Raw genomic sequence first — 19384 nt, 5'->3', positions numbered from 1 at the left:
CGTTTGCGGACTCGGGGCGCCTTGCCTATTCCCGCCCACCAGCCACGGCAAACGGGAAACGACATGCAAAGCCTCGACGCCTTCGCCGGCGGCAAGCTGGCGAGCCTGGAAGCCAAGAGCCTGCGGCGCTGGCTAAAGCCCACCCGCCGCCACGACGGTGCCGTGGTCGAGCGCGACGGTCGCCGGCTGATCTCGTTCTCCTGCAACGACTATCTGGGCCTGTCGCAGCATCACGAAGTGCGCGCGGCGGCGGCCGAGGCGGCGCTGAACTACGGCGCCGGCGCGGCGGCCTCGCGCCTGGTGACCGGCGACCATCCGCTACTCGGCGACCTGGAAAAGCGCCTGGCGCGTCTGAAGGGAACCGAGGCGGCCTGCGTTTTCGGCTCGGGCTACCTGGCCAACACGGGCGTGATCCCCACGCTGGTCGGACCCGGCGACGTCGTCCTGATCGACGCCCTGGCCCACGCCTGCATCTGGGCCGGCGCGCAGCTGTCGGGCGCCAAGATCGTCAAGTTCGCCCACAACGATATCGCCGACTTGGAGCGCCTGCTGGAAGCCGAACGCCCCCTCGCCCGCCACGCGCTGGTGGCGACGGACGGGGTCTTCTCGATGGACGGCGACATCGCCCCGCTGGACCGGCTGTCGGCGCTATGCGCCCGCCACGACGCCTGGCTGCTCAGCGACGACGCGCATGGGGTCGGCGTCCTGGCCGAGGGCCGCGGCTCGGCCGCCCTGTTCCCGGACGCCGAGATCCCCCTGCAGATGGGCACCCTGTCGAAGGCGTTGGGCTCCTACGGCGGCTATGTCTGCGGCTCTCAAGCCGTCGTGGACCTGTTGAAGACCCGCGCCCGCACCCTCGTCTACGCGACGGGCCTGCCGCCCGCCTCCGCCGCCGCCGCCCTGGCGGCGCTGGATATCGTCGAGACCCAGCCAGAGCTGACGGCGCTCCCACTCGCCAAGGCCCGCCTGTTCACCGAGCATCTGGGCCTACCCGAGGCGCAAAGCGCTATCGTGCCCGTGGTGCTCGGCGGCGCGGACGCCGCCCTGTCGGCCTCGGCCGCGCTGGAGGCGCGAGGCTTCCTGGTCGTGGCCATCCGTCCGCCGACCGTGCCGGAAGGCACGGCGAGGCTTCGCGTGGCCTTCAACGCGCTACATGAAGACACCGACGTGATCCGGCTGGCCGAAGCGATCGACGTCCTGCGAGGCGCGGCCGCGTGAAGGCGTTCTTCGTCGCCGGAACCGGCACCGATCTTGGCAAGACCCACGTCGGCTGCGCGCTGCTGGAGACCGCCCGGAGACGCGGCCTGCGCGTCGAGGCCTTCAAGCCGGTCGTCAGCGGCTTCGATCCCGCCGCGCCGGAGACCAGCGACCCCGCGCGCCTGGCCGCCGCTCTGGGCCGGGCGGGGGCCTGGGCCGATGTCTCTCCGCGCCGCTATCGCGCGCCGCTAGCCCCCAACCTCGCCGCCCGGATGGAAGGCGACACCCTGCGAATGAGCGATCTCGTCGCCGATTGCCGGACCTGGTTGGCCGATCGCGACGCCGACCTCGCTCTCGTCGAAGGCGCCGGCGGGGTCATGTCGCCCATGACGGACGACGCGACAAACCTCGACCTGATGGTCGCGCTGGCCCTCCCCGTCCTGCTGGTCGCGGGCAGCTATCTGGGCACGGCCAGCCACCTGCTGACGGCGCTGGAGGTCGTTCGGGCGCGGAGCCTCGCCGTGGCGGCGATCGTCGTCAGCGAAAGTCTCGACGCGCCCGACCTCCACCAGACCGTCGATATGCTGCGCGCCTTCGAGCGTCGAACGCCGATCCTCGTCGCGCCTCGGAAAGGCTGGGACGCGACCGAACTGGCGGACGCCCTGCAGGCCTAGCAGCCTACTTCTCCAGTCGCGCCACCAAGCTCGACGTGTCCCAGCGATGGCCGCCCATCGCCTGGACCTCGGCGTAGAACTGATCGATCAGCGCCGTGCCCGGTAGAGTCGCGCCGTTCGCCCGCGCCTCGTCCAGCGCGATGCCCAGGTCCTTGCGCATCCAGTCGACGGCGAAGCCGAACTCGAACTCGCCGCGCGCCATGGTCGCCCAGCGGTTCTCCATCTGCCACGACTGCGCCGATCCCTTCGAGATCGCGGCCAGGACGTCGTCCGTCGGCAGGCCAGCGCGCTTGGCGAAGTGCAGCGCCTCGGCGACGCCCTGAACGACGCCGGCGATGGCGATCTGGTTACACATCTTGGTCAGTTGCCCCGCCCCGACGTCGCCCATGCGGCGGACGGCCTTGGCGTAGACCTCGATCACCGGCAGCACGCGATCGTAGGCCGCTTGGTCACCGCCGGCCATGATGGTCAGTTGGCCGTTCTCCGCGCCCGCCTGACCGCCCGACACCGGCGCATCAACGAAGGCAAGTCCGCCGACCTCGACCAGGGCGGCCATCTCGCGCGCGACCTTGGCGGAGGTCGTGGTGTGGTCAACGATCACGCCGCCCGTGGCCATGGCCGGCAGGGCCTGCGCCACGACGTCGCGGACGTCGTTGTCGTTGCCAACGCACAGCAGCGCGACCTCGGCGTCGGCGACGGCCTCGGCGATGGTTGGAAACGCTGGGCCGCCGTGCTTTTCGGCCCAGCGACGCGCCTTCTCGGGGCTGCGGTTGTAGACGGCGACCTCATGCCCCGCCGCCTTCAGATGACCCGCCATCGGAAAGCCCATGACGCCCAAGCCGATAAACGCCGTCTTCATCGCGAACTCCTAGAGTGACGCCCGGGATTACGCGGCCGCGCCCCGCCACGGCAACCCCATCTTAACGTCCTTTCGGCAGGTTGCGGGTCCAAGGTTAAACAGGCTTAAACACGATGGCGGTTAGCAGCGAGCAACCGATCCTCATCAAGAAGGTGAAGAAGGTCTCGGGCGGCGGCCACCACGGCGGCGCCTGGAAGGTCGCCTATGCCGACTTCGTGACGGCGATGATGGCCTTCTTCCTGCTGATGTGGCTGCTGAACACGACCAGCCCCGAGCAGAAGCAAGGCATCGCCGACTATTTCGCGCCAGCCTCGATCTCGCCCACCACCAGTGGCTCGGGCGGCATCCTGGGCGGCACGTCGCTGGGCGACGATGGCGCCAAGTCGGACGGCAAGATGTCGGCCATCCAGCAGATGGCCCCCGAGGTTCCCGACAACGTCGAGAAGGACGGCCAGTCCACCGACACCGCCAACCTGGCCTCGGCCAGCGAGCAGGCGCTGCGCGACGCCCTGGCTAAGAAGGAGCAGGACAGCTTCGCCTCGGCCGCGCAGTCGCTGCGCCAGTCGCTGCAGGACATGCCCGAGCTGGCCGAACTGTCGAAGCAGATTCTGATCGATCAGACCCCCGAAGGCCTGCGCATCCAGTTGGTCGACCAGGAAGGCCGCTCGATGTTCCAGGAGAACTCGAAGGTCCCTAACGATCGCGCCCGTATCCTGCTGCGCGCCGTCGCCAAGGTGATCACCCAGCTGCCCAACCGCGTGACCATCTCCGGCCATACCAGCGCCAGCGCCTACGGCAAGAAGCAGGACGGCGACTGGTCCCTGTCGGCGTCCCGCGCCGATGCCTCGCGTCAGATCCTGCGCGCGGCTGGCGTCGATGACGACCGCATCTATCAGGTCTCGGGCAAGGCCAATTCCGAACCCCTCTATGCCGACGACCCGACCCTCGCCGGCAATCGACGCATTTCGATCGTTCTACTGCGCGAAAAACCGGTGTTACCCGACGGCCTGTGACCGTTAGCCGCGCAACGTCGCGGCGAAGCTTGCGCAACCGGACGCAATGGCCCCTAATCTGTTAGGGCGTATCCAGGCTAGAGGGGACCGGGCTTCCGTGACGCAGCACTTTCCGACGCGACAGCTTCGGTTCTTCCTGACCGCGCCCACGCCTTGCCCGTACCTGCCTGGTCGCGAGGAGCGGAAGGTGTTCGCGCACCTGCCGCTGTCCGACGGCCCGACCGTCAATGACAGCCTGACCCAGGTCGGTTTCCGCCGCTCGCAGAACATCGCCTATCGTCCCGCTTGCGAAACCTGCCGCGCCTGCCAGTCGGCGCGCGCGCCGGCGGGCGAATACCTGCTGTCACGCTCGGAGCGGAAAGTCCTCAATCGCAACGACGACCTTGAGCGTCATCTGGTCGAGGCCGAGGCGACGCTGGAGCAGTTCGAGCTGCTGCGTCGCTATCTGCTGGCGCGCCACGCCGAGGGCGGCATGGCCGAGATGACCTGGCCCGACTACGTCGCCATGGTCGAGGATACCGCCGTCCGCACCCACCTCATCGAGTATCGGCGCAAGTCGCTGGACAGGGGTCCGGGAGATCTGGTCGCTTGCGTCCTGGTCGACGTGCTCGCCGACGGCCTGTCGCTGGTCTACAGCTTCTACGAGCCCGAGGAGACGCGCCGCAGCCTGGGTTCGTTCATCATCCTTGACCACATCGTGCAGGCCCAACAGAGCGGCATGCCTTACGTCTACCTCGGCTATTGGGTGCCGGGCAGCGAGAAGATGGCCTACAAGGCGCGCTTCTCGCCGCTTGAAATCCTCAAGCCCGGCGGCTGGTCCCTGATGTCCGCCCGCGAGCGCGGCGCTCGGCCGCCGGCCCTGCGCGGCGACGCCAAGGACGCGTGCGACCTACCGCTCAGCGACGCGGAGCCCGCCGAGATCGAAGAGCTGGGTTAGCGCGCGAAGCTGACCCCGCCGTCGACGGTCACGGCGCCGCCCATCACGTAATCCCCCGCCCGCGAGGCCAGGTAGATGGCCGCGCCCGCCATGTCCTCTTCGGTTCCGATGCGGCCGGCCGGGATAGCCTTGGACACGGCGTCCGCGTGATCGCGGGCGACCTTGTTCATGTCGGAGGCGAAGGCGCCCGGCGCGATGCAGCTGACGGCGATGTTCTCCGGCGCCAGGCGCAGAGCCATGCGCTTGGTCATATGCAGCAGGCCGGCCTTCGACGCGCCATAGGGATAGGTCTCGTCCTTGGTCACCGACTGGCCGTCGATCGATGCGATATTGATCACCTTGGCCACGTGGTCCTTGGCCGCCGCCCGCAGCGGCCCGATCAGCGCCTGGGTCAGGAAGAACGGCGTCTTCATGTTGAGGTCGACGGTCTTGTCCCAGCCGGCCTCCGGGAACTCGTCGAAGGCGGCTCCCCAGGCCGCGCCGGCGTTGTTGACCAGGATATCGAGCTTGTCCTCGCGTTCCTTGATGCGATCGGCCAGGCCCTGAATGCCCTCCATCGTCGAGATGTCGCCCGGCAGCGAGACGCATTCGCCAAACTCGCTCAGCGCCTCGGCCGCCGCGTCGCAGGCCGCGGCCTTGCGGGCGGTGATGTAGACGCGCTTGGCGCCGTAGGTCAGGAAGCCCTTGACGATCATCGCGCCGATGCCGCGCGAACCGCCGGTCACCAGGGCCACGCGGCCTTCGAGCGAGAACAGGTTCTGCATGTCGAAAATCCTCTAGAAGCCGCGCACGGCGGCCAGGGCGCCGAGGCGCCCGCAAATGTCGTGGAACTGGGAGACCGTCTCGTCGATGATCTCGTGAACGGGTTTGACCGCGTCGATAAGGCCCACGGTCTGCCCCGCCAGGGCCGGCGCGGCCTCCATGTCGCCGCCGAAGTAGACGTCAAGGATGTTGCGCAGCACGTCGGGCGGCATGACGCCCGCTTCGTGGATTTCCTTGGTCAGCTCCGACTTGATGGCGCGGATACAGGGGCTGGCCTTCTTGTTCAGAACCCAGGTGCCTGTCTCCTTGGAGCCCGTGATCGCCGCCTTGTAGTTGGCGTGCACCGGGCTTTCGGCCGAACTGACGAAGCGGGTGCCCATCTGGACCGCCTCCGCGCCCAGGGCGAAGGCCGCCGCCATGCCGCGCCCGTCGCAGATGCCGCCGGCGGCGACCAGGGGCACGTCGACCTTGGCGCGGATGGCCTGCAGCAGAACGAGTGTCGAGACCTCCTCGGGGTTCTTGAAGCCGCCCCCTTCGGCCCCCTCGACCACGAGGCCGTCCACGCCCGCCTCGACGCACTTGACCGCCGCGTCGACCGTCGGCACCGCGTGATAGACGACGATGCCGGCGTCCTTCAGCGGCCCGATGAACTTGGCCGGGCTGCCGGCCGAGGTGGTGACGAACTTCACGCCACTCTCGCAAACAAAGCGCAGCATGGCGTCGTCACGGAGGAACAGGATCGGCAGATTGACCCCGAAAGGCAGGCCGCTGGCCGCCATCTTGGTGATCTCGGCCTTGCAGTTTTCAGTTTCACCCGACGAGGTTTCGATGATCCCCAGGCCGCCCGCGCGGGAGACGGCGCTCGCCAGGGGATAGCGGGCGATCCACCCCATCGGAGCCTGGATGATCGGATACTTGGCGCCCGTATGGGCCAGGACACGGTTGCTCATGGGATCAACAACACCCGGCCGACGGCCTGGCGGCTCTCGATATAGGCGTGGGCGGCGGCGGCCTCGGACAGGGGGAAGGTCCTGTCGATCACGACCTCCAGCTCGCCTCGCGCGGCCTGTTCGATCAGGTTCTGGATCAGGTCGTGAACGCGATCCGTCATGATCTCCGCGCCGAGGAACACCCCGGTCAGCGAGCGGTTGCCCGCCATCAGAGACGAGACGTCGACCTTCATCGGCTCACGACCGGCGTTGCCGACCAGCGAGACCCGACCGCGGTAGCCCAGCGCGCCGAGGCTCCCCGCCAGCGTCGCGCCGCCGACCGGGTCGACCACGAGGTCCACGCCCTTGCCGCCGGTCAGCCTCATGACCTGCTCGACGAGATCGTCGCGACGGTAGTTGATGCCGTGGTCGAGGCCGAACGCCTTGAGGCGCTCTAGCCGCTCGTCGCTCGAAGCGGACGCCAGCACCGTCGCGCCGGCCTTCTTGGCGAGCTGGATCGCGGCGATGCCGACCGCGCCAGCGCCCGCCTGCACAAGCACCGTCTCGCCGGCCTTCAAGTGTCCCGCGCCGAAGAGGCACTCATGCGCGGTTCCGAAGGGCACGGGGATCGCCGACGCCTTGCGAATGTCGAAGCCGTCGGGGATCGGCCAAGCGTTGCGCGCCGGCACGGCCCTCAGTTCGGCGTGCGATCCGAAGGCGTTCACCGTGACCACCTTCTGGCCGACCTTGAGATGGCTGACCTCGGCCCCGACCTCGATCACCTCGCCGGCGGCCTGGTAGCCGACAATGTGCGGACTGCCCGCCATCTGGCCGCCGCCCCGATTGAGCGTGTCGCCGCCCTCGATGCTGACGGCCTCGACGCGGATGACCACGCCTTGCGGGTGACAGACCGGATCGGGGACGTCCTCGTAGCGAAAGACGTCCGGCGCCCCGGTCTCGTAGTACACGGCGGCCTTCATGGCGTTTCTCCCCAGCGTTTTCTTATCGGCCGAAGCCTATTTGGCGGGATTGACCAGCGCGTCGTAGACCAGCTTGGCGCTGTCGTCGTCGATGTCCTTGATGGCCGGGTCCCCGTCCTTGTTCAGGATGTGGATCATGCCCAGGAAGAAGAGGTCGTTCGCGGGATCGATCCAGAACCACGTGCCGGCCGCGCCGCCCCAGCTGAACGTCCCCTCGCCCTGCGGACCGGCCTTGGCGCTGTCCAGCACCACGGCGAAGTCGAGACCAAAGCCTCGGCCCTTGGCCGTGTTGAACGGCGGAATGTCGGAGCTCATGATCGCGTCGCTGAGCGCGTTGGTGCGCATCAACTTGACGGTCTCGGGCTTGAGGATGCGCTTGCCGTCCAGCGTCCCGCCGTTCAGCAGCATCTGGGCGAAGCGAGCATAGTCGGCGTTGGTCGAGACCAGGCCGCCGCCGCCCGAGGCCATGACGGGCGGCTTGGTGATGTCCAGCACCATGAAGCCGCTGGCGGGGACCAATTTCTGTTCCTTGGGGCTCCAGAGATAAAGCGAGGCTAGACGATCCGTCTTCTCGGCCGGGAGCCAGAAGCCCGTGTCGGTCATCTTCAGCGGCTCGAAGATCCGCGTCCGCATGAAGTCGCCCAGCGACATGCCCGACAGCTTCTCGACGATCAGACCCTGGATATCGACGGAGACGCTATACTTCCAACGGGTCCCGGGCTGGGCGACCAGCGGCAGCTCGGCGATCTTGTCGACGAACTCCTTCTGGGTCCGCGCGCCCAACACGTTACGGGCGTAGGCCTTGTCGATGGGGTTGTCGGGAACCAGGCCATAGGCGAAGCCGCCGGAGTGGCTCATGATCTCGCGCATGGTCGGCGGACGATCGGCTGGAACGGTGTCGAACGAGCCGTCGGGATTGACGCCCTTGAAGACGCGCAAGGACGCGAACTCGGGGATGTACTTGCTGACCGGGTCGTCCAGCTTCCACTTGCCCTCCTCATGGAGGATCATCATGGCGACGCCCGTGACCGGCTTGGTCTGGGAATAGATCCGGAAGATCGTGTCCTTGGTCATCGGCGGGCCATCGAAGCCCTTCTTGCCGTGGACGGCGTAGTTCACGACCTTGCCATGCCGGACCAGCATGGTGGTCACGCCCGGGAGATGGCCAGTGTCGACCAGGCCCTGCATGTGGGCGTCCAGCTTGGCGAGGCCCTCACGCGTAAAGCCAACGCTTTCGGGAGCAGCCGCGACGAAAGCCGCCGTCTTGGGCGCCGCCGCGATCGCCGGACCACCCGCGACCAGCGCGACAGCCAGGACCGTCCCGATCAGTTTACGAAACGCCAAACCACCCTCCCGAACACATGTTTGACACGACCTTAGAGCGCGCGCCGGCCCGTTGGAACCGCTTTTTCAACGGGGCGCGGAGCCACTATCCGTCGCACGCGATGGTGAAGGTTGTTTAGGGGCGAGACACGTCGATCAAACTCGCCTTGGATCGCCGCCCTGCTGGCCTCGCCGAGCGTGGGAGCGCCCCGTTTTATCGCGCGAGGGTCGGCTTGCTCGCGGGCTTCGTGGGTCGCGGCGCCTGCGGCGCCCCCATGGCGACCAGAGGCGGCCGCTCGATGGCTTGATAGACGAGGCTCCGCGACTCCGCGTCCAGACCGGATCCGACGCCCCCCAGACGCTGGATCATGCCGACGAAGAAGAGGTCGTTCGCGGGATCGATCCAGAACCAGGTTCCGGCGCTGCCACCCCAGCTGATCGTGCCCGGCCCCACCGGCGCGCCGGACGCGGCCGGATCAACGGCCACCGCGACGTCCAGGCCGTAGCCCATGCCGGCGGCGAAGGGGAAAGGACGCGGGCCAGGCTTCAAGACGCCCGTCGTGCCGTTGGTGGTGACCAAGAAACCCGACGGCAGATGGTTCTGGGTCATCAGGGCCACGGACTCGGGCCTGAGGACTCGCACGCCCTCGAACTCGCCCCGGTTCAGGATCATCTGGGCGAAGCGCGCGAAGTCGCCCGCCGTCGACAGCAACCCGCCGCCGCCAAGCGGCGCGGCCGGCGAGCGGCTGACGTCGCGCCAGGCGCCCTCGACGGCGGGAACGAGCTTGCCCGTGGCGGGATCGGCGTCATAGAGCGCGGCGAGGCGTCCCATCTTCTCGGCGGGCACATAGAAGGCCGTGTCCTTCATGCCCAGGGGCGCGAAGATGTGCTCTTCCATGAACACCGGCAGGCTCTCGCCCGAGAGCTTTTCGACGATGTAGCCCTGGATGTCGGCGGCGATGCTATAGCGCCAGAGTTGGCCTGGCTCGGAGAACATCGGCAGCCCCGAAACCTTGCGCACCAACTCCTCGAGCGAACCGGATTGCAGGACGCCGGCCTGATAGTAGGCTTGGTCCGCCGGGCTGCTGGGGTCATCGGCGATGCCATAGGCGAAGCCGGCCGTGTGCGTCATCAGCTCGCGCATGGTCGGCGGCCGAGAGATCGGGGCCAGGATCGGCTGGCCCATCGCGTCGACGCCGTTGGCGATGCGGAGGTTGGCGAACTCCGGGACGTACTTGCTGATGGGATCGTCCAGCTTCCACAGACCCTGCTCGTACAGGATCATCATGGCCACGCCCGTCACGGGCTTGGTCTCCGAGCGGATACGGAAGATGGCGTCCATCGGCATCGGCTCACCGCCTAGCTCACGCACGCCAAAGGTCTTGGCGTCGACGATACGGCCATGGCGCGCCAGCAAGGTCACGCCGCCAGCGATTTGGCCGCGGTCGACCATCGCCCGCATGTGCTCGTCCAAACGCTTGAGGCGCTCGGCGTTGAAGCCTGCTTCCTCGGGCTTGGCCCGCGGCAGGGCCAGCGCCGGGGTCGCGGCGACGGCCGCGCAGCCCAGGACGCCGGCCAGGAAGCTCAGCGCGTGGCGACGCAGCCGTTCAGGCGTCATTTCGGCTTGAACCGCTTGTTGGTCGCGAAGCCTCTCGGCGCCAGCTTGCCCGCGCCCGCTCGGCGACCGACCCATTCCTTCCATTCCGCCCAATCGCGGCGGCGGCCAGCGGTGTCGATCCAGTAGGCGCCGGTCTCGGCGTTGAAGGACAAGCCGTCGCGCAGCCCCCCCTCGCGGTAGGCCTGCAGCTTGACGCCCTTGCCGCGCGGCATTTCCGGCAGCTCCTCGATCGGGAAGATCAGGATCTTGCCGTTGTCGCCGATCACGGCCAGTTGGTCGCCCACGGCCTCCATGCAGAAGGCCGCGCCGGCGGCGTCGACGGTCAGGACCTGCTTGCCGGCCTTGCGGTTGGCCAGGGCTTCTTCCTCGGGCATCAGGAAGCCGTAACCCAGCTTCGAGGCCAGAATGCGCTTACGGCCCGCCTTGAACGGGAAGACGTCGACGATCTTCACCTTGTCGTCCAGCTCGATCATCATCCGCACCGGCTCGCCATGACCGCGAGCGCTGGGAAGTTTATCGCAGCCGATGGTGAAGAAACGGCCATCGCTGGAGAAGATCAGCAGCTTGTCGGTGGTCTCGGCCGGGACCAGGAAGCCCAGCTTGTCGCCTTCCTTGAACTTCAGTTCGGACGGATCGTCGACCTTGCCCTTGGCGGCGCGGATCCAGCCGCGCTCGGACAGGATGATCGTGATCGGCTCGCGCACGATCATCGCCTCGATGGCGGCGTCGGCGTCGACCACCGGAGCGTCGGCGAAGATCGAGCGGCCCTTCACGCCCGTCGGGCGGGGCTTGTCCAGCGGATGGTTGATCTTCAGCAGGGTCTCGCGAACCTGGCCCAGACCCACGCCCACCAGCTTCCACTGCTTCTCGTCGCTGGCCAGCATGGCCAGGATGCCGTCGCGCTCCTCGACCAGTTCGGCGTGCTCGCGGCGGATCTCCATCTCCTCCAGCTTGGCCAGTTGGCGCAGGCGGGTGTTGAGGATGGCGTCGGCCTGGATGTCCGTGAGACCGAAGGTCTCGATCAGCTTTTCCTTCGGCTTGTCCTCGTAGCGGACGATCCGAATGACCTCGTCGAGGTTCAGATAGGCGATCAGCAGGCCGTCCAGGATGTGCAGACGGGCTTCGATCTTGGCCAGGCGGTGGCGCGCGCGGCGGGTCAACACCTCGCGGCGGTGAGCCAGGAAGGCCAGCAGCGCCTGCTTGATGCCCATCACGCCCGGCGTGCCGCGCGCGTCCAGCACGTTGATGTTGACCGGGAAGCGGCTTTCCAGCGCCGAGAGCTTGAATAGGCTCTCCATCAGAACTTCGGGCTCGACGTTCTTGGACTTCGGCTCGAGGACCAGGCGGATGTCCTCGGCGCTCTCGTCGCGGACGTCGCCCAGCAGGGCGGCCTTCTTGCTGTCGATCAGGTCGGCCAGTTGCTCGACCAGATCCGACTTCTTCACCTGATACGGGATCTCGGTGACGACGATCTGGTAGGTGCCGCGACCGGTGTCTTCCTTCTCCCACTTGGCGCGGATGCGCACGCCGCCGCGGCCGGTCTCATAGGTTTCCAGCAGGGAAGCGCGGGGTTCGACGATGACGCCGCCGGTCGGGAAGTCCGGACCGGGAACCTTCTCCAGCAGCTCTTCGGTGGTCGCGTCGGGATTGGCCAGCAAGAGCTGGCAGGCGTCGATCAACTCGGCGGCGTTGTGCGGCGGGATCGAGGTGGCCATGCCGACCGCGATGCCCGACGAGCCGTTGGCCAGCAGGTTCGGGAAGCCCGACGGCAGAACCACCGGCTCCTCGTCCTGGCCGTCGTAGGTGGGCCGGAAGTCGACCGCGTCCTCGTCGATGCCGTCCAGCAGAAGCGTCGCCGCTTCCGTCATCTTGCACTCGGTGTAACGCATGGCCGCGGCGTTATCGCCGTCGATATTGCCGAAGTTCCCCTGCCCCTCGACCAGCGGGATGCGCTGGGCGAAGTCCTGAGCCAGACGCACCAGGGCGTCGTAGATCGACTGGTCGCCGTGCGGGTGGAAATTACCCATCACCTCACCGACCACCTTGGCGCATTTGCGCGCCGCGGCGTCCGGGTTCAGGCGCATGTTGCTCATCGCGTACAGCACGCGACGGTGCACGGGCTTGAGGCCATCGCGCACGTCGGGCAGCGCCCGCGAACCGATGGTCGAGAGCGCATAGGCCAGATAGCGACGCGACAGAGCCTCGGTCAGCGGCTCGTCGAGGATGCGGTCGCCGTCGCCGGGACCGCCGGGGGGAGGAAGGACAGGTTTGTTCATGAGGCAGATTCGTTACGCAAGGCGGCACCTTAGCAGAACTCGCCGATACGATTCGACCGACTTCGCCGCCTCGATCAGAGCCTTCCGGCCTCAGACAGGCGATCCAGCAGCCAAAGTCGCGCGGGCGGCAACGGCCGGTTCAGCGGACCGAACACGAACTGCTCCAGAAAGTGGCCGGTGATGTCGAGGCCAGCCTTGACGTCGCCTTCACCCAAGCCGCCTTGCGACGACAGCATGAACGGCGGGAGCGGCAGCAGTTTGTCGTGAAAGGGCTTTCCGGCCTCGCGGCTGACGGCCCGCCCGGTGCGGGGACTGACATAGACGAGGTCGTCGAAGACGCCGGTCGCCGCGCACTTCGAGAGATCCAGCCCAAAGCCAAGCTCTTGCAGCAGGCCCGCCTCGTAGCGGACATAGACGGCGGGCCAGATATCGGGAATTTCCAGCACGCGGATCAGGGCCTCGAGGGCGTGGAAGGCCCCCGGGTGGGCCTCGCGTTCGGGAAGAGCGGCGGCGGCCACGGCGGCGGCGGCGGAAAGGCCGGCCAGCGCCAGGCGATCGTCGAACAGCGACGAAGGCCCCTCGCCCATCGGCTCCAGGCTGGCCGAGCCCAGTTGGTCTGACACCCTGGCCCTATAGCGCGCGATGACCCGCGCGCCAGGTTGCAGGAACGGCTTCATCCGTCGCGAGGCGGCGCCGGCCACGTGGGCGGCGAACTTGCCGCGATCCTGGGTCAGCAGCTCGACAATGGCTCCGGTCTCGCCGTGCGAGCGGGCCGAGAGGACATAGGCTTCGTCCTCCCACTCCATCTAGGACGGCGTCCCCCAGGCCACGACCTTCTCCAGCACCGGACGCCAGTCGGGCGCGACCGGCAGGCCGATGACGTCGCGCAGGATCGTCTCCAGTTCGTCGACGGAGAGATCGCGCTGCTCGACCACCGCGCCGGTCACGTCACGATGGGTAAAGCGGTTGTTCTTCAGGGCGTAGCGCGCGGTCGGCGTCGTGCGCCCGATCGTCATGCTCCAGGTGAAGTGCGAGGTGGGGTGCGTGTAGGTAAAGTAGTTGGCCTGTTCGTAGTCGATGTCGGCCCAGGCGCCCTTGGCCACCTGATACAGCGGCGCCCACTTGCCCGAGAGATTGGCCTGCACCTGCCGCTCGGCCACGCCGCCAAGCTCCACATCGACAATCCGGAACTCCCCGTGCGGCGTGTCCTGGATCGCGTCGGAGAACAGCTTCAGCGGACCGGTCAGCACGCAGCCGCCGAAGCCGTTGTCGACCAGCCAGGTCTCCCCCTCGAGCTGGACCCCAAGCACCATGTGCGAGCGTGGGCGCGGCGGCGCGCCTTCCGGAACCAGCCACTGCACACGGGCCATCAGGCCCTCGACCTGGAAGCCCAGCGCCGTCAGGACCCGCTTCAGAAGGCCGTTCTGCTCGTAGCAGTAGCCGCCGCGTCCAGCGCCGATCAGCTTGGCGTCGATATCGGCCGGGGCGATGCTGATCCCGCGCCCCAGCAGAACGTCGACGTTCTCGAATGGGATGGCGTCTGGGTGCTTCAAGGTAAGATCGCGCAGCACCGCCAGCGTCGGCTCCCGCGGCCCATCGTAGCCAATGCGCTTGAAGTAGGCGTCCAGGTCGACCACCGACGCGGGCGCGTCAAACATCGAAGTCCAGCCCGATGTCGCTAAACAGGCCCCGTTCCTCGGCCCAATTCTCCTTGACCTTCACGTGCAGGAACAGGTGCACCTTGCGGTCGAGGATGTCGCACAGCTCTTCGCGCGAGGCCTGGCCGATCCATTTCAAGGTCTGGCCGCCCTTGCCGATCACGATGACCCGTTGGCCCTCGCGCTCGACCAGGATGGTCTGCTCGATGCGGACGCTCCCGTCCTTGCGCTCCTCGAAAGCGGTCGTCTCGACCGTCGCGGCGTAAGGCAGCTCTTCGTGGACGCGCAGATAGACCTTCTCGCGCGTGATCTCCGCCGCCAGCAGACGAGCCGGCAGGTCGGCGGTCTGGTCTTCCGGATAGAGCCAAGGGCCCTCCGGCATCATGGTGACGAGCTTGGCCGTCAGGTCATCGACGCCCGCGCCGGTCGAGGCGCTGATCATGAAGACGTCGCTGTAGACGCCGGTGTCGAAGAAGTCCTTGGCGACGGCCAGCAGGGTGTCGCGCTTGATCCCGTCGATTTTGTTCAGCGCCAGGATCACCTTGCGGTTCGCCGCCTTCAGGCCCTCGATGATGGTCTGGACGTCCTGGGCCGAGCGGTATTCGCCCGGCGTGGCCTTGTCGGCGCGGCTGGCCAGCTCGGCTTGCACATCGACGAGGTGGACGGTGGCTTCGGCTTCTTCCGAGCCGGCCCAGGCGGCGCGCACCATGGCGCGGTCCAGGCGGCGACGCGGGCTGAAGATGCCGGGAGTGTCGACGAGGACGATCTGGGTGTCGCCGGCGATGGCGACGCCCCGGACGGGGAAGCGCGTGGTCTGGACCTTCTGGGTCACGATCGAGACCTTGGCCCCGACCATGCGGTTGACCAGGGTGGACTTGCCGGCGTTCGGCGCGCCGATGATGGCCGCGAAGCCGGCGCGGGTTTGGGAGGTGGTTTCAGTCATTGCGCGTGCGTGTAGCACCAATGGATCGGAAAATCCCGCCCCGCCTGCCTTGTGATCGCCGCTAAGCTAGGCATTGGTCTTCCGGCCGCACCGGCGCCGTGGATTCGGAAACCGCATGAGCTCGACAGACTCGGCCCTGCCCAAGCCCCAGGTGCTGCGCACCCTGGGCCCCGGCCTCATCACGGGGGCGGCCGACGACGATCCTAGCGGCATCGCGACCTATTCCCAGGCCGGCGCGCAGTTTGGCCTCAACATGCTGTGGACGGTCGTGCTGACCTATCCGCTGATGGTCGCCATCCAGTCGATCAGCGCCCGCATCGGCCGCGTGACCGGGCATGGTCTCTCGACCAATCTGGCGAGGGTTTTTCCCGGTTGGGCGGTGATGAGCCTGGTCGTCCTGCTGTTCATCGGCAACGCGATCAACATCGGCGCGGACCTCGCGGCCATGGGCGCGGCCGCGCGTCTGGTGACGGGCTGGAACGAGCATGCGCTGACCATCGGCTTCGCGATCGTCAGCCTGGCGCTGCAAGTGCTGGTGCCCTACCACCGCTACGTGAAGCTCCTGAAATGGCTGACCATGGCCCTGTTCGCCTATGTCGCCGTGGTCTTCACCGTGAAGATCGACTGGGCCCAGGTGGCGCTGCACACGGTCTGGCCACAGCTGCCCAAGAGCGGCTGGATCGTCGTGGTGGTCGCCGTGTTCGGCACCACCATCAGCCCCTACCTCTTCTTCTGGCAAAGCTCCGAGGAGGTGGAGGACGAGGAGGCCAAGGGCAAAGCGCCGCTGATCGAGGACCCCACGGACGCGCCGGAGGAGCTGAAGCGGATCCGCTGGGACACCCTGGTCGGCATGGGCGTGTCGAACCTGATCGCCTTCTTCATCATCCTGACCACCGCCGTGACCCTGCACGTCAACGGCGTGACCGACATTCAAACCTCTGAACAGGCGGCCCAGGCGCTGCGCCCCGTGGCCGGCGAGCTCACCTTCTTCCTGTTCGCCTTGGGCGTGGTCGGGACCGGCCTGCTCGCCGTGCCGGTGCTGGCCGGCTCGGTAGGCTACGCGCTGGGCGAACTGCGCGGCTGGAAGAGCGGCCTGGAGCACAAGCCGACCGAGGCGAAAGCCTTCTACACCGTGATCGCCGCCGCGATCGTGATGGGCTTGCTGGTCGGCTATTCGGGGCTGGATCCGATCAAGGCGCTGTTCTGGAGCGCGGTGATCAACGGCGTCATCTCGGTGCCCATCATGGCCGCGATGATGGTGGTGGCCAGCCGCAAGGCCCAGATGGGCGCCTTCGTGGCGACGCCGGCTCAGAAGGTCTTCGGCTGGCTGGCGACGGCCGTCATGGGCGTGGCCGTCGTCGCCATGTTCATGACGCTCTGAGAGACGTCAGCCCGCCTGTTCGCGCTCCAGCAAGGTCTTGGCGGCGGCCTTCTCGGCCTCTTGGCGAGACTTGCCCTTGGCGATGGCCGGATCGACGCCCGAGACCACGACCTCGACGGTGAAGACCGGCGCATGGTCGGGACCCGTACGATCCAGGACACGGTAGGTCGGCAGCGGACGCCCCTTGCCCTGCGCCCATTCCTGCAGCGCGGTCTTGGGATCGCGCGGACGCCCCTCGCCCGCTCGATCGAACTCCTCGGCCCAGAGGCTTAGAAACACCCGCCGCGCCGCGTCGAGCCCACCATCCTGGTAGAGCGCCGCCATCAAGGCCTCGGTCGCGCCGGCCAGGATCGACTCCGTCTCGCGCCCGCCAATCTTGCTGGACGAGGCCGAAAGCCGCAGCGCCGGACCCAACTCGGCCGCGCGCGCCACGCGGGCGCAGGTTTCCCGGCTGACCAGGGCGTTCAGGCGCGGCGCGAGTTCGCCTTCCTTGGCCTTCGGGAACCGCTGGGCCAGCGCCTCGGCGGCCAGCAGACCCAGCACGCGGTCGCCGATGAACTCCAGCACCTCGTTGTCGCGAACCTTCTTGGCCCCATCGCCGACGCTGGCGTGGGTCAGGGCGCGCTCGAGAAGTTCGCGGTCTTCGAACTGGTGGCCGATCCGGCGTTCCAGGTCGCCGACGGCGGCGGCGCGCCTATCCATGAGCCGAGATCACTTCAGGACGTGGAAGAAGCGGCTGGGACGCGCGTCCAGGAACCAGGTCCAGGGCTTGAACAGGCTGGCTTGGGCGTTCCAGGACAAAAGGATGATCTGGGCGCGGCCGACCAGGTTCTCTTCCGGGACGAAGCCGACGCCGACCTCGTCGCCGATGTACTGGTCCAGCTCGTAGTCCCACTTGCAGGCGCTGGTCTTGAACGGGGAAACGCCCGGATCGAAGCGGCTGTCGGCCGAGTTGTCGCGATTGTCGCCCATGAAGAAGTAGCAACCGGCGGGAACGGTATAGACGCCGGTGTTGTCGCCGCGGCTGTCGGGGCCGAAGTCCTGGGTCTTGTACTGGCGGCCCTCGGGATTGGTCTCCTCGAAGCGCTGGACCTGCTGGGTGAAGCCATAGCCGGTGTCGACCAGGGCCGGCGCCAAGGGCTTTCGAGGCAGTTCCTTGCCGTTGATGAAGACGGCCCCGCCACGAATTTGGATCTTGTCGCCCGGCATGCCGATCAGGCGCTTGATGTAGTCGGTGCGGTTGTCACGCGGCAGCTTGAAGACGACGATGTCGCCACGCGTCGGCGCGTGATTGAAGATCCGACCCTTGATGATCGGCGGGCTGAACGGGATCGAGTGGCGGCTCCAGCCATAGCTGAACTTCGACACGATGATGTAGTCGCCCTGATAGAGGTTCGGCTCCATCGAGGCCGACGGGATCGTGAACGGCTGGAACAGCAGGACGCGCAGCACCAGCGCGATGCCCAGGGCGTAGGCGACGGTCTTGATGATCTCGATGAGCTCGGCGACGGCGCCCTTCTCTCCGGGCGGTGGCGTGTCGGCGACGTCGGTCATGCGGGCGCTGAGCTCTTCGAAAAGGACGGTCCGGGCGAACCGGATGTGGCTTTGCTAGACGGGGTTGCCGCGACGGGCAAGTGCCGCGCGGTAGCCGCCGTTTAAGGCGAAGGTTGGACCGACCGTCCCGCTGGCAGCGCCTCAATGATCACAAAGGCCTGGGCGTAGGGGTGGTCGTCGGTCAAGGAGAGGTGGATCACCGCCTCCATGCCAGGGGGCGTCATTTCCTTCAGACGCTCCATCGCGCCGCCGGTCAGAGCCATGGTCGGCTTGCCCGAGGGTAGGTTGACCACGCCCATTCCGGCCAGGTGCACGCCGCGCTTCAGGCCCGTGCCGAGCGCCTTGGAGCAAGCTTCCTTCGCCGCGAAACGTTTGGCGTAACTGGAGGCGCGATCGGGCTTGCGTTCGGACCGCCTGCGCTCGATCTCGGTGAAGACCTTGTTCGTGAAGCGATCGCCGAAGCGCTCAAGGGACTTCTCGATCCGGCGGATGTCGCACAGGTCCGAGCCGATCCCGATGATCACGCTTCCAACTCCACCCGCGCGGCGTCCATCAGGGCGCGCATGCGCTGGATCGCCTGGGGTAAGCCGACGAAGATCGCCTCGCCGATCAGGAAGTGGCCGATGTTCAGCTCGGCGATCTGCGGGATCGCGGCGATCGGCTTGACCGTGGCGTAGTCGATGCCGTGCCCCGCATGGACCTCGAGGCCCAGATCGACCGCCAGGGCGGCGCCGGTCTTGAGGCGCTGAAGGATCGCCTCGGCGCGTTCGGTTTCGCCCGCGCGGGCGGCGTCGCAATACGCGCCGGTGTGCAATTCGACGACCTGAGCGCCGGCCGCGACCGAGGCGCGGATCTGCTCGGGGTCTGGCTCGATAAACAGCGAAACGCGGGCGCCTACGGTGCGGAGCCTCGCCGTGGCGGCGGCGATCCGGGCCTGACCCTTGATCACGTCTAGACCGCCTTCGGTGGTGACCTCCTCGCGACGCTCGGGCACCAGGCAGGCGGCGTGCGGCTTGGCCCCGATCGCGATGCCGACCATTTCGTCGGTGACGGCCATCTCGAAGTTCAACGGCTTGCCGCGCTTGTGGCAAAGGTCCGTGAGCACCGCGATGTCGGCGTCGCTGATGTGGCGGCGGTCTTCACGCAGGTGCGCGGTGATGCCGTCGGCGCCGGCGGCGAGCGCCAGCTCGGCCGCGCGGACCGGTTCGGGATAGTAGGAGCCGCGGGCGTTCCGGATCGTCGCCACGTGGTCGATGTTGACGCCCAGACGCAGCATGACG

The 19384-nt window shown here is 67.5% G+C and carries 19 protein-coding genes; 5 read left to right on the top strand and 14 right to left on the bottom strand.

All coding sequences use genetic code 11. The annotated features are described in order from the left end of the window. Positions 1-63: 63 nt before the first annotated feature. On the top strand, positions 64-1218 hold the full coding sequence (bioF, locus tag J2728_RS07405; RefSeq protein ID WP_309997936.1) for an 8-amino-7-oxononanoate synthase: 1155 nt from the start codon (positions 64-66) through the stop codon (positions 1216-1218). Next, on the top strand, positions 1215-1871 hold the full coding sequence (gene bioD, locus J2728_RS07400; protein WP_309997934.1) for a dethiobiotin synthase: 657 nt from the start codon (positions 1215-1217) through the stop codon (positions 1869-1871). Before bioF ends, bioD begins: the two co-directional genes overlap by 4 nt. 4 nt (positions 1872-1875) lie before the next feature. Here the strand turns inward: bioD and J2728_RS07395 are convergent, their stop codons facing one another. Continuing rightward, positions 1876-2730 (bottom strand): NAD(P)-dependent oxidoreductase, encoded by an 855-nt coding sequence (locus J2728_RS07395; protein WP_309997933.1) that lies wholly within the window; start codon positions 2728-2730, stop codon positions 1876-1878. Between the two features lie 113 nt (positions 2731-2843). Between J2728_RS07395 and J2728_RS07390 the strand changes: the two genes are divergently transcribed. Together J2728_RS07390 and J2728_RS07385 are read left to right on the top strand one after the other, a co-directional pair. Further along, positions 2844-3743, top strand: a complete 900-nt coding sequence (locus tag J2728_RS07390) for a flagellar motor protein MotB (RefSeq protein WP_309997932.1) — start codon at positions 2844-2846, stop codon at positions 3741-3743. A gap of 97 nt (positions 3744-3840) precedes the next feature. Beyond that, on the top strand, positions 3841-4680 hold the full coding sequence (locus tag J2728_RS07385; RefSeq protein WP_309997930.1) for an arginyltransferase: 840 nt from the start codon (positions 3841-3843) through the stop codon (positions 4678-4680). Here the strand turns inward: J2728_RS07385 and J2728_RS07380 are convergent. From J2728_RS07380 to era, 9 genes are all read right to left on the bottom strand, one after another. Then, positions 4677-5444, bottom strand: a complete 768-nt coding sequence (locus J2728_RS07380; protein ID WP_309997928.1) for an SDR family oxidoreductase — start codon at positions 5442-5444, stop codon at positions 4677-4679. The genes J2728_RS07385 and J2728_RS07380 overlap by 4 nt on opposite strands. Positions 5445-5456: 12 nt before the next feature. Then, the gene (locus tag J2728_RS07375) at positions 5457-6392 is read right to left on the bottom strand and encodes an NAD(P)H-dependent flavin oxidoreductase (RefSeq protein ID WP_309997927.1); all 936 of its coding nucleotides are present in this window, start codon (positions 6390-6392) and stop codon (positions 5457-5459) included. After that, complete coding sequence (locus J2728_RS07370) at positions 6389-7351, bottom strand: quinone oxidoreductase family protein (RefSeq protein ID WP_309997925.1); 963 nt, start codon at positions 7349-7351, stop codon at positions 6389-6391. Before J2728_RS07370 ends, J2728_RS07375 begins: the two co-directional genes overlap by 4 nt. A 36-nt stretch (positions 7352-7387) precedes the next feature. Next, the gene (locus tag J2728_RS07365; protein ID WP_309997924.1) at positions 7388-8695 is read right to left on the bottom strand and encodes a serine hydrolase domain-containing protein; all 1308 of its coding nucleotides are present in this window, start codon (positions 8693-8695) and stop codon (positions 7388-7390) included. Between the two features lie 193 nt (positions 8696-8888). Next, on the bottom strand, positions 8889-10292 hold the full coding sequence (locus J2728_RS07360; protein WP_309997923.1) for a serine hydrolase domain-containing protein: 1404 nt from the start codon (positions 10290-10292) through the stop codon (positions 8889-8891). Continuing rightward, positions 10289-12568 (bottom strand): DNA topoisomerase IV subunit A, encoded by a 2280-nt coding sequence (gene parC, locus J2728_RS07355; RefSeq protein ID WP_309997922.1) that lies wholly within the window; start codon positions 12566-12568, stop codon positions 10289-10291. Before parC ends, J2728_RS07360 begins: the two co-directional genes overlap by 4 nt. Before the next feature lie 74 nt (positions 12569-12642). Continuing rightward, positions 12643-13374 (bottom strand): DNA repair protein RecO, encoded by a 732-nt coding sequence (recO, locus tag J2728_RS07350; RefSeq protein ID WP_309997920.1) that lies wholly within the window; start codon positions 13372-13374, stop codon positions 12643-12645. Next, positions 13375-14226 carry an arylamine N-acetyltransferase family protein gene (locus tag J2728_RS07345; RefSeq protein ID WP_309997919.1) on the bottom strand — a complete coding sequence of 284 codons (852 nt, stop codon included), beginning with the start codon at positions 14224-14226 and terminating at the stop codon, positions 13375-13377. It abuts the gene before it with no gap. Continuing rightward, positions 14219-15169: a GTPase Era gene (era, locus tag J2728_RS07340; RefSeq protein ID WP_309997918.1), complete on the bottom strand. Its 951-nt coding sequence runs from the start codon at positions 15167-15169 to the stop codon at positions 14219-14221. Before era ends, J2728_RS07345 begins: the two co-directional genes overlap by 8 nt. A gap of 115 nt (positions 15170-15284) precedes the next feature. On the opposite strand from era, the gene J2728_RS07335 reads away from it, so the two are divergent. Beyond that, on the top strand, positions 15285-16550 hold the full coding sequence (locus J2728_RS07335) for an Nramp family divalent metal transporter (RefSeq protein WP_309997917.1): 1266 nt from the start codon (positions 15285-15287) through the stop codon (positions 16548-16550). Positions 16551-16556: 6 nt separating this feature from the next. Here the strand turns inward: J2728_RS07335 and rnc are convergent, their stop codons facing one another. From rnc to J2728_RS07315, 4 genes are all read right to left on the bottom strand, one after another. Continuing rightward, positions 16557-17252 (bottom strand): ribonuclease III, encoded by a 696-nt coding sequence (gene rnc / locus J2728_RS07330; RefSeq protein ID WP_309997915.1) that lies wholly within the window; start codon positions 17250-17252, stop codon positions 16557-16559. A gap of 9 nt (positions 17253-17261) precedes the next feature. After that, the gene (lepB, locus tag J2728_RS07325; protein ID WP_309997913.1) at positions 17262-18104 is read right to left on the bottom strand and encodes a signal peptidase I; all 843 of its coding nucleotides are present in this window, start codon (positions 18102-18104) and stop codon (positions 17262-17264) included. 101 nt (positions 18105-18205) lie between these two features. Next, positions 18206-18628: a holo-ACP synthase gene (gene acpS, locus J2728_RS07320; RefSeq protein WP_309997911.1), complete on the bottom strand. Its 423-nt coding sequence runs from the start codon at positions 18626-18628 to the stop codon at positions 18206-18208. Beyond that, positions 18625-19380: a pyridoxine 5'-phosphate synthase gene (locus J2728_RS07315; RefSeq protein ID WP_309997909.1), complete on the bottom strand. Its 756-nt coding sequence runs from the start codon at positions 19378-19380 to the stop codon at positions 18625-18627. The genes acpS and J2728_RS07315 overlap by 4 nt, the downstream gene beginning before the upstream one ends. Positions 19381-19384 lie beyond the last annotated feature (4 nt).

This window comes from Caulobacter segnis (assembly GCF_031454995.1).
GTDB classification, from domain to species: Bacteria; Pseudomonadota; Alphaproteobacteria; order Caulobacterales; family Caulobacteraceae; genus Caulobacter; species Caulobacter segnis_E.
The sequence above is the reverse complement of the archived record's forward strand: the minus strand, read 5'-3'. Positions and strand labels throughout refer to the sequence as shown.

Coding starts and splice junctions, on each gene's coding strand:
- J2728_RS07380 (WP_309997928.1), bottom strand. CDS start 5,444: ATGCAGAACCTGTTCTCGCTCGAAGGCCGCGTGGCCCTGGTGACCGGC.
- parC (WP_309997922.1), bottom strand. CDS start 12,568: ATGAACAAACCTGTCCTTCCTCCCCCCGGCGGTCCCGGCGACGGCGAC.
- lepB (WP_309997913.1), bottom strand. CDS start 18,104: ATGACCGACGTCGCCGACACGCCACCGCCCGGAGAGAAGGGCGCCGTC.
- era (WP_309997918.1), bottom strand. CDS start 15,169: ATGACTGAAACCACCTCCCAAACCCGCGCCGGCTTCGCGGCCATCATC.
- J2728_RS07375 (WP_309997927.1), bottom strand. CDS start 6,392: ATGAGCAACCGTGTCCTGGCCCATACGGGCGCCAAGTATCCGATCATC.
- J2728_RS07390 (WP_309997932.1), top strand. CDS start 2,844: ATGGCGGTTAGCAGCGAGCAACCGATCCTCATCAAGAAGGTGAAGAAG.
- bioF (WP_309997936.1), top strand. CDS start 64: ATGCAAAGCCTCGACGCCTTCGCCGGCGGCAAGCTGGCGAGCCTGGAA.
- J2728_RS07395 (WP_309997933.1), bottom strand. CDS start 2,730: ATGAAGACGGCGTTTATCGGCTTGGGCGTCATGGGCTTTCCGATGGCG.
- J2728_RS07315 (WP_309997909.1), bottom strand. CDS start 19,380: ATGCTGCGTCTGGGCGTCAACATCGACCACGTGGCGACGATCCGGAAC.
- recO (WP_309997920.1), bottom strand. CDS start 13,374: ATGGAGTGGGAGGACGAAGCCTATGTCCTCTCGGCCCGCTCGCACGGC.
- J2728_RS07360 (WP_309997923.1), bottom strand. CDS start 10,292: ATGACGCCTGAACGGCTGCGTCGCCACGCGCTGAGCTTCCTGGCCGGC.
- J2728_RS07335 (WP_309997917.1), top strand. CDS start 15,285: ATGAGCTCGACAGACTCGGCCCTGCCCAAGCCCCAGGTGCTGCGCACC.
- J2728_RS07345 (WP_309997919.1), bottom strand. CDS start 14,226: ATGTTTGACGCGCCCGCGTCGGTGGTCGACCTGGACGCCTACTTCAAG.
- J2728_RS07370 (WP_309997925.1), bottom strand. CDS start 7,351: ATGAAGGCCGCCGTGTACTACGAGACCGGGGCGCCGGACGTCTTTCGC.
- rnc (WP_309997915.1), bottom strand. CDS start 17,252: ATGGATAGGCGCGCCGCCGCCGTCGGCGACCTGGAACGCCGGATCGGC.